Below are 519 nucleotides of genomic sequence, written 5' to 3' on the forward strand. Positions count from 1 at the left end.
CCCATCAAGAGCACCGAGGAAGTGATAGGCGCAGGCATCCGGGCAACCGAGGCGGTGCTGGTGCATATCCGTCACCGGGAAGACGTGGCGACCGACTGGCGCATCCTCTGGCAAGGCAAGCCCTACCTCATCGACGGCATGAGGAACCTGGACGAGCGGCGGCAATACCTCACCCTGTCCGCTCATTGGGTGGCATGAGCCGCTGGCCCTACAACACGCAGCGGTGGCAACGCCTGAGGCGGAAGAAGCTGGCCCGCGATCCGCTCTGCCAAGCCTGCGAGAGCCTGGGGCACGGCACCCCGGCCCATGCGGTTGACCATATCAAGGCGATCAGGAACGGCGGCCCGGCCTTCCCGCCCATCGACCAGCTCCTAAGCCTCTGTCAGACCCATCACACGCAGAAGACCGCAGCCGACATGCTCGACCAGGGCGAGGCATGGACCCTGCGCGGCTGCAACCCGGACGGCACCCCACGCGACCCGGACGACCCGTGGAACGCGCCCTGAGCGCCCCTGACAG

General features: G+C 67.2%; 2 protein-coding genes. Both read left to right on the forward strand.

All coding sequences use genetic code 11. The annotated features are described in order from the left end of the window. Positions 1-198: phage head closure protein (locus tag CK240_RS18055; protein ID WP_135059008.1), on the forward strand; the 198-nt coding region annotated here is incomplete at its 5' end. Beyond that, positions 195-506, forward strand: coding sequence for an HNH endonuclease (locus tag CK240_RS18060; protein ID WP_095641569.1), 312 nt, complete (start codon positions 195-197; stop codon positions 504-506). The genes CK240_RS18055 and CK240_RS18060, both read left to right, overlap by 4 nt. Positions 507-519: the final 13 nt, after the last annotated feature.

The organism is Paracoccus salipaludis, assembly GCF_002287065.1.
Taxonomy (GTDB): Bacteria; Pseudomonadota; Alphaproteobacteria; order Rhodobacterales; family Rhodobacteraceae; genus Paracoccus; species Paracoccus salipaludis.